Genomic DNA, 8,581 nt, shown 5'->3' on the forward strand with positions numbered 1-8,581 from the left:
AACCTTTTGCCGATGAAAAGGCAGTAAAGTATTTTAATTAAGTTTGAGCAAGAGCAATTAACCAAGACAAGGACCAAATACTTACCTTAACTGATAAAGGCATCGCTTTGGATAAGGCTTGTTTTGCCGAACAGAAAAAGTTTAGATTAAGAAGTATCTAAAACATTTTCGAAGAAGCTTCCCAAATTACCCTTTCTACCCTGCAAAAGTTAGTAGAAAACCTCCTGATTTAGGCAACAAAGCCGGGCAAATATTAAAGACTTTAGCCTTAAGATTTACAGCTAAAAATATGAATATGAAAACCGCTATTCTTATTCCCGCTCTGCTCTTGCTTTCTTGGGGTTGTTTTGCCCAAGTAAAGCAAAAGCCATATTTAACCAGGCTTCCGGTTATAAAGCCGTTATCCGGACAGGTTATGCCTGGGCTAAAATCCAGCTTAGGGCTAAGGCAATTCTCTACCCCTGGTTCAAGCCAAAATACTTTCGGAAAGCCAAAGGAAAGTGGTCTAACCGCTGGTTCAAAGAAAGAAAATTCCGGCCAAATAAAAGGCAGCATGCCGATACTAAAGCCAGATTCTACTTATCGTTATCCGATGTTGGCGGCTAAACCAGATTCTACTATCCGGTATCATTTGCGCATAAAGCAACCAGAAAAATAAATTTTACCCAAACTAACAGACTATGAAAAGACAGGTTATTTTATACATAGCCATGAGCCTGGATGGCTATATTGCCAAAGACGACGATAACATCGATTTTCTTTCGCTGGTAGATGCACCCGGCGAAGATTATGGCTACGGTGCCTTTCAGGCAGAAGTAGATACTTTAATTTGGGGCCGCAAAACTTACGACAAGGTTTTATCTTTTGGCATAGAGTTTCCGCATAAAGACAAAAAATGCTATGTGCTCTCGCGCACCAAAACCGGCCACGACGAAAATGTGGAATTTTATGGCGGTGAAATAAAAGACTTAATTGCCAGATTACAACAAGAACCCGGAAAGCATATTTACATTGATGGCGGCGGTGATTTGGTAGCCACCTTGCTGCAAGGTGGCCTCATCGATAAATTTATAATTTCTGTAATTCCGCACCTGGTAGGGCAAGGCGTTCGGTTATTTAAAGACGGCCTGCCGGAGCAAACTATTCTACTGAAGCGGAGTATAACGTTTCCTTCCGGTCTGGTGCAGTTGTGGTACGAAAAAATATAAGAACTGCCCAGCAATCTTAATATTTGGAGTACGGCAATCCGCCCAAGAGATTAATTGTGCTTTACTAAGCAACTGCTACTAATTTTAAACACTAGGATAATTGTTTATTTACTTCTGCTATCAACAGCACGGCTGACTATCCGGACCTAAAACTTTAATCTAAACCAGGTAAACCGCCAACCAACCTAATATACCCAATAATAGGCCACCAAACAACGTAGGGGCAATATTATGAGCCAGAATAGTTTTATGGTTTTGCAGGTTAGCAATGGCGGCAGCCGCAATAATATTAAATAAACAAATTGCATTACCCAATGCTGCTCCGGCAAGTTGTAACGCCAGTATTATAACGTCGGGTATTTGCAGCGATTGTCCGGTAGCTAGTTGCGAGGGCCCAAAAACCACGTTCGAGATAGTAGTACTGCCGGTAATAAAAGCCCCGCTAATACCAATAAACGGCGAAAGTAGAGGGTAGATTTTCCCGGTATGCGCCAGCAGGTCAGAGATGTACCAAACCATAGATGGCTGGTTCACCCCGGAGTTTATCATAAGTTGCGCTACCGCTATAGAAGGGAAAAGCACTACTAAAACCGATAAAGTTTTGGCGGCACTTTGTTGCAGGTAGTACGATTTACTCCTGGTAAAATATACCACCCCTATGCCCACCATTATAAAAGGCACCAACGGCGATTGCATAGGTTTAAAAGTTGCATCTATACCGGACCCAAACATATTGTTAAAACTAATATCCCAGCCAATCCAACGGTGGAGGGGCGTAAATAATTTGGGCAACAGCAGCAGTACGGCCAGTAAACCGTAAGGTACCCAGCACTGCCAGTTTATTTTCTTCTTAAAACCTCGGAAATAAATTATCGATAATCCCAACATGATTAAGGCTGCTAAAACCGTTGCCAGTTCGGGTATAAACCAAGCCAGGATACAAAAAGGAACCGCAAAAAAAGAGAATAACAAGTACACCGGCTTTTTACCTGGTAAAGGTATCTGGTAGGTTTTAAACCACCGGAAAATAAACAATAGTAAGCCACTCATGACTAGTACGCCACCAACGGCCGCTAGCAAAGCAATGATTCTGACCTGGCTAAACGATAAGTACAACGGTATTTGCAAGCCGGTGAGCAAAGGCGTGCCCACGGCGCCAAAAATCGCAAATAAACCGTCGAATAGTAGCACTACTGCCACCGATAAAACAGCATTAAAGCCCATGGCCATTAATAACAGCGGCACAATGGCACCCGGAGTACCAAAGCCGGCTACGCCTTCAAAAAAGGCGGTTAAGCCAATGGCCAACAGGAAAAAACGAATTTCTTTGGTGGTTTCCAACTCGTCGAGAGAGTGGGCAATCTGGTGGATCTGGCCATTTTTTTCCATTATCGTGTACAGGAAAGTCGCGCCAAAAACAATCATTAAAATATTGACCGTGGTAAAAAACGAAATAGCCAGCGTGCCTAAATAATGGTAAAACGAAGCACCCCAATAAAAAAACAAACCCGTAGTTACCAGCCACCCGGCCAGTACCGCCGCCTTAACCCCATAAGTAAGTGAAATAATAACCAGAATTAAAATGGGAAGAATCGCTAAAACATAAACCATAACATCTTATTTACAGAGCAGTTGTACGATAATATTCTTTGATTAACAGTTTAATGAGCACTCCTGCTTTTCAAAGTAATACTAATTTAAGCGGGCGTTTTATGACGCGCATCATCGCTTAAGATAGAGAATAATCCTTTTTAAGAATTGATTGGTAAAAAAATTACGTAAGGTGGCATTTAGAAGCCAACGTATGCTGCATTAAGCTAACTTTATAGCTTTAGCAACTTTACTTTTAAATACCTGAATTCTGGGTTACAATTCCAAAATAACCTAGTTGCTTTACCGCCAGGTGGCTTACATTAAGCTTATATTCTAGCCAAAGCATCGCGCAATTTTGTTTACTCCTAGCTTAAATATTTACGCTTAGAGCTAACCTTACATAGTTTTAAAAAATCTGATTATTGAAAAAAGCAAGCATTGCAAGCAGACTTAGTAGCCACAGAGCAAAGCGTGCCGTGTACGATCACAATTAATTATAAAATATGCGTGTTCGAACACATTTTGTGCCCAAATTTCTTGTAATTGTAAATAAATACTTTTATGTTTAAGACGATAATAAAATTTGAGCCATAGTACCGCTACCACTAGTCAGAATAAACGCTATGAAAAATTTATCCCTAACCTACTACTGCGTTTAAAGAACACTGGTTATTCTTGTAACTAAAACGCAGATAGTAGCTAGGCGGGTAGTACGGTACATCTAAATTATCACATAGAAGTAAGTGGCTAGCTCATAAGGCCAATATTTTATTTAAGAGAGACCAGACCGCAGTAATTAAACCAACTAAAAACTTTTAACCGGCTTTAGCATAATTGCGGGCGGTATAACACGAATACTTATGGCAGTAAAACCCACGCTTTTGGTACTGGCAGCCGGTATGGCTACCCGCTACGGGAGCCTGAAACAACTGGACCAGTTTGGCCCCAACGGCGAAACCATTATTGAATATTCTATTTACGATGCTATAAAAGCGGGCTTTGGCAAAGTTATATTTATAATACGGGAGTCTATTGCCGACGAATTTAAAGCCGTAATGGAAGCCAAATTTAAGGGCACTATTCCTTTGGAATTTGTTTGCCAGGAATTACACAAACTGCCGGCCGGTTTTAGTGTGCCCGAAAACCGGGTAAAACCATGGGGAACGGCCCATGCTATCTGGGTAGCGGGGCCGCACATTAAAGGGCCTTTTGCAGTAATTAACGGCGATGACTTTTATGGTTACGAATCCTTTGCTATTATTTCCCGGTTTTTACAGGCGCAAACCGGCGAGTCGGCTTTGGTAGGGTATAAATTAGAAAATACTTTATCGGCGCACGGGGCGGTATCGCGGGGTATTTGCCAGACAGATGTGGTCGGTTATTTAACCAGCGTTACGGAGCAACTCCACATTGAGGCCACCGAGCGCGGTATTATCTCCCGGGAGCCGGATGGTGCGGAAATTAACCTGGCGCCGGAACAACTGGTTTCTATGAACCTGATGGGCTTTCCAGAAACCATACTGCCGTATTTTGAAACTTTTCTCCGCGAATTTTTAGAACAATCGGCCCACGAGCCCAAAGCAGAATTTTACTTGCCCGGGGTGGTAGATAAACTGGTGCGCGCCGGAACCATCCGGGTTAAAGTTTTGCCTTCGCCGGAAAAATGGTTTGGCATTACGTACCCCGCCGACAAACCAGTGGCGGTGGCTACCCTCCGGCAATTAATAGATGCCGGTACTTACCCCGAAAACTTAAATCAGACAACATCAGCAAAGGTTTTATAAGGATGATAAAGACAGAAAAGGCTACAGACCATTTACCCCAGATTATAGCGCGGTTTGCCATCGACGGGGCTGTTGCAACCATTGCACCGCACGGGTCCGGGCATATTCATGATACCTACCAGGTAAAAAATGCCAACTCCACTGCCCCCGATTATTTATTGCAGCGCATTAACCACCACGTGTTTAAACATGTGCCGGCGCTGATGCAAAATATACAATTAGTTACCACCCATTTACGGCGTAAACTGGCGGCTGTAGCCGGTGCCCAGCCCGAAAAAGAAGTTTTAACCCTGGTGCCCACCCACGACCACAACTGGTATTACCAAGATGCCGACGGCAATTATTGGCGGATGTACCTTTTTCTGGATGATACCACCAGCTACGACCTGGTGCAAAGCCCGGCGCAAGCTTACGAAGGGGGTAAGGCTTTTGGTAAATTTCAGGCTTTACTCGCCGATTTGCCCGTAGCCTTGTTGCACGATACCATTCCGGATTTTCATAATGTGGTAAACCGGCTCCGGTTGTTCCGGCAAGCCCTGGAAGCCAACCCCGTAAACCGGGTAGAAGAGGTAACCGCCGAAATTAAATTTGTGCTGGACCGGGCCGAAACCATGAGTACCATTTACACTTGGGGCCAAAACAAAGAATTGCCGCTCAGGATTACCCACAACGATACCAAGTTTAACAATGTACTGTTAAATCAGCAAGATAAAGCCCAGTGTGTAATTGATTTAGATACCGTAATGCCCGGTTACGTAGCTTACGATTTCGGCGATGCTATCCGCACCATTATCAGTACCGCCCCCGAAGACGAACCCGTTTTAGAGAAAATACAGCTAAATATTGATTTGTTCGAAGGTTTTGCCAAAGGCTTTCTGGCCGAAACCAAAGATGCACTTACGCCCACCGAAATAAAATCGCTGGTGCCGGGCGTTTTATTGTTGCCTTACATCATGGGGCTCCGTTTCTTAACCGATTATATTGACGGTGATAATTATTATAAAATTCATTTTCCCGAACATAACCTGCAGCGTGCCCGGGCACAATTCAGGTTGGTAGAGCAACTTGAGCAGAAACAAGACTTGCTGGAAAGAATTATTCAGGATGTACTCCAAACCACCCCAGCAGCAGCTGTAGCCGCTAAACGTTAAACCTGTAATGAAACAACTGAAAGTACCCTTTATTGACCGGTTGAATAAAAACTCAAGCATGGCCGAGGTATCGGCGCACTTAAACCAGCAACCTAAAACCCAGATCGATAATGTACCCTGGCCGGCGTATGAGTATAAACCTGCGGTAGCTTTTTCGGTGGGGCACAGCAAAGATTGTTTGTTTTTAAAGTATTTTGTGATTGAAGACAGCATTAGAACGGTGTTCCGGAAAACAAACGATCCGGTTTACCGCGACAGTTGCGTCGAATTTTTTATATCATTCAACAACGATCAGGAATACTATAATTTAGAGTTTAACAGCTTAGGTACCTGCCGGTTTGGGTATGGCAAAGAAAAGCAGCAGCGTGAATTATTGCCCGAAGCTGTCGTTCGAAAAATACAGCGCTCGGCAGTTTTAACCATTGTACCGGTTCCCGACGATAAACCGGTAGTAAAATGGGAATTAACGCTTAAAATACCCTCCGAAGCTTTTTGCTACCATGAATTTACCAATTTAAATAACCAGAACTGCCGGGTAAATTTTTACAAGTGCGGCGATGATTTACCTAAACCCCATTATTTGTCCTGGAACAATATTAAAGCCGAAGAACCCAATTTTCACTTACCCGAATATTTTGGGGAACTGCAGTTTTTGTAGGCGGTAAAGCCGATTTAATATTTCACTTAAAAAAGCTGGTAAGTAGTTAAACTCGGGTTTCAGGAATTATAACCAGCCCAAAAGCTTAGAATAAATTTTGTTTGTTTTGTTTGTTTACCTAAAAGAATCCGGTTAGCATGGAGGTAAAGGCCAATTGTAATTTATTTTACTTAAAGCGCCTACAGAAAGGAAAACCGGGTTCTTTTTCTTTAACGCACCCGTAAAATTTTAACCAGATTATTTCCTGGAGTTTGGTTAATTTTATTTAAATATATAGGCTTGCCAGTTATCTGGTTTCAGCTTATAAATCAGGCTGCAAGCAAGTGTTTTCTGGTATCTAATAGAGATAATTAAGCCAGCTTTTAAATGATTGTTGCCCAAACAAACACTAGAGAATAACATTTATAACTTTAACAATAGACTTAAAATAAAGCAATCAGCCGGTTTTTGGCGGGTAATTCCTATTTAAACCAATAATCTACAAATAGATTTTTAACCATTGAGTGGGTTAACTGCCCGCAATACAACACAACCAGTAAAGTTTTAATCAACTAGAAATTAATAAAAAACTTAAAAAATAATAGATATGAATAACCGCAGAGATTTTTTAAGGATAGCCGGATTAGCCGGTATTGGTCTGGCTGGAAATAACCTGTTAAGCGGCTGTGCCACGGCCAATGGTGGTTCTAAACTAACCAATATTAAGGCACAAGCTGGTAAATCGCACCGGCAAACATTTAACATGAGCGGTTATGCTGCTCCTAAAATAGAAACCGTCCGGATTGGGTTTATTGGTTTGGGCCAAAGAGGGCCCGGCGCTGTAAAACGCATTAATTATATCCAGGGGGTAGATATTAAAGGTCTCTGCGACTTGCGGCCCGATAAAGTTGCCGCTGCCCAGAAAATATTAGCTGATTCTGCGCACAAGCCCACTGCTTACTCGGGTAAAGAAGATTCCTGGAAAGCCATGGTAGACCGCGACGATATTGATTTAATTTATATTGCTACGCCCTGGCATTTACATACGCCTATGGCCGTTTACGCCATGGAACGCGGCAAGCACGTAGCCGTAGAGGTACCGGCGGCCGTTACCATTGAAGAATGCTGGCAGTTGGTAGAAACCTCCGAAAGAACCAAGAAGCATTGTATGATGCTAGAAAACTGCTGTTACGATTTCTTTGAAATGCTGACCCTAAACATGGCCCGGCAAGGTTTTTTTGGGGAAATTATTCATGGCGAAGGGGCTTACATCCATAATTTAGTAGATCTTAATTTTTCTAAAAACGGCTATCAGAACATGTGGCGGCTCCGGGAAAATTTGCGTAATGGCAGTCTGTACCCTACCCACGGTCTCGGACCGATTTGCCAGGTCATGAACATTAACCGCGGCGACCAGATGGATTACCTGGTTTCGGTATCGAGCAATGACTTTGTAATGGCCGAAACAGCTAATAAACTGGCTGCTACGGATAGTACATTTAAAGAATTTGCGGGTAAAAATTTCCGGGGCAACATGAATACCACTACGGTTCGCACCAAAAAAGGCAAAACCATCATGATTCAGCATGATGTTTCTTCAAACCGGCCTTATTCCCGCATTCACTTACTAAGCGGCACCAAAGGCGCAGCCCAAAAATGGCCTTTACCGGCCAGAATTGCAACGAACCACGAAAAATGGTTAACCGAAGCCGAATTTAAAGAAGTAGAAGAAAAATATAAACCCGAACTGGTAAGCAGGCTAGGCGAAATGGCAAAACAAATTGGTGGCCATGGCGGTATGGACTTTTTAATGGATTGGCGCCTGATAGATTGCTTGCGTAATGGTTTGCCCCTGGATCAGGATGTATACGATGCCGCTTTGTGGAGTGCTGTTGCGCCGTTAAGCGAGTGGTCAGTAGCCAACCGGTCTAATTCTATTGATGTGCCGGACTTTACCGTTGGAGCCTGGCAAAAAAATACGCCCGTAGATATTACCTTACGCGGTGGCGGCTCTACTAAAGTTAAAGTTTAAAGCTAATTTAACAGTAGCAAAATCTAAACCGAATAAAGAAGAGAAGTGACGTTAATCAAGACGATATCCGGGATACGGGGGACGATAGGCGGCGTAGCCGGTGAAGGTTTAACGCCGGTAGACGTAGTAAAGTTTGCGGCGGCTTACGGCACATGGGTGCTGCAAACCACGGGCAA

The 8,581-nt window shown here is 43.1% G+C and carries 7 protein-coding genes; 5 read left to right on the forward strand and 2 right to left on the reverse strand.

Annotated features, from left to right (window positions below):
* Positions 1-195: 195 nt before the first annotated feature.
* Positions 196-555, reverse strand: coding sequence for a hypothetical protein (locus ACO1R6_RS08365; RefSeq protein ID WP_486263847.1), 360 nt, complete (start codon positions 553-555; stop codon positions 196-198).
* 125 nt (positions 556-680) lie between these two features.
* Between ACO1R6_RS08365 and ACO1R6_RS08370 the strand changes: the two genes are divergently transcribed.
* Entirely contained in the window at positions 681-1,208 is a 528-nt protein-coding gene (locus ACO1R6_RS08370; RefSeq protein ID WP_486263848.1) for a dihydrofolate reductase family protein, read from the forward strand.
* 159 nt (positions 1,209-1,367) lie between these two features.
* Here the strand turns inward: ACO1R6_RS08370 and ACO1R6_RS08375 are convergent, their stop codons facing one another.
* Positions 1,368-2,819: an L-lactate permease gene (locus tag ACO1R6_RS08375; RefSeq protein WP_486263850.1), complete on the reverse strand. Its 1,452-nt coding sequence runs from the start codon at positions 2,817-2,819 to the stop codon at positions 1,368-1,370.
* Between the two features lie 842 nt (positions 2,820-3,661).
* On the opposite strand from ACO1R6_RS08375, the gene ACO1R6_RS08380 reads away from it, so the two are divergent.
* The 4 genes from ACO1R6_RS08380 (at position 3,662) to ACO1R6_RS08395 (ending at position 8,405) form a co-directional block, all read left to right on the forward strand.
* A complete protein-coding gene (locus ACO1R6_RS08380; RefSeq protein ID WP_486263852.1) occupies positions 3,662-4,585 on the forward strand; it encodes a nucleotidyltransferase family protein in 924 nt (307 codons plus the stop codon).
* Positions 4,586-4,587: 2 nt separating this feature from the next.
* A complete protein-coding gene (locus ACO1R6_RS08385; protein ID WP_486263854.1) occupies positions 4,588-5,736 on the forward strand; it encodes a phosphotransferase enzyme family protein in 1,149 nt (382 codons plus the stop codon).
* Positions 5,737-5,743: 7 nt separating this feature from the next.
* Complete coding sequence (locus ACO1R6_RS08390) at positions 5,744-6,394, forward strand: carbohydrate-binding family 9-like protein (RefSeq protein ID WP_486263856.1); 651 nt, start codon at positions 5,744-5,746, stop codon at positions 6,392-6,394.
* A 586-nt stretch (positions 6,395-6,980) separates the two neighbouring features.
* The gene (locus ACO1R6_RS08395) at positions 6,981-8,405 is read left to right on the forward strand and encodes a Gfo/Idh/MocA family protein (RefSeq protein ID WP_486263858.1); all 1,425 of its coding nucleotides are present in this window, start codon (positions 6,981-6,983) and stop codon (positions 8,403-8,405) included.
* Positions 8,406-8,581: the final 176 nt, after the last annotated feature.

The sequence above is a fragment of the Adhaeribacter sp. genome, assembly GCF_057359045.1.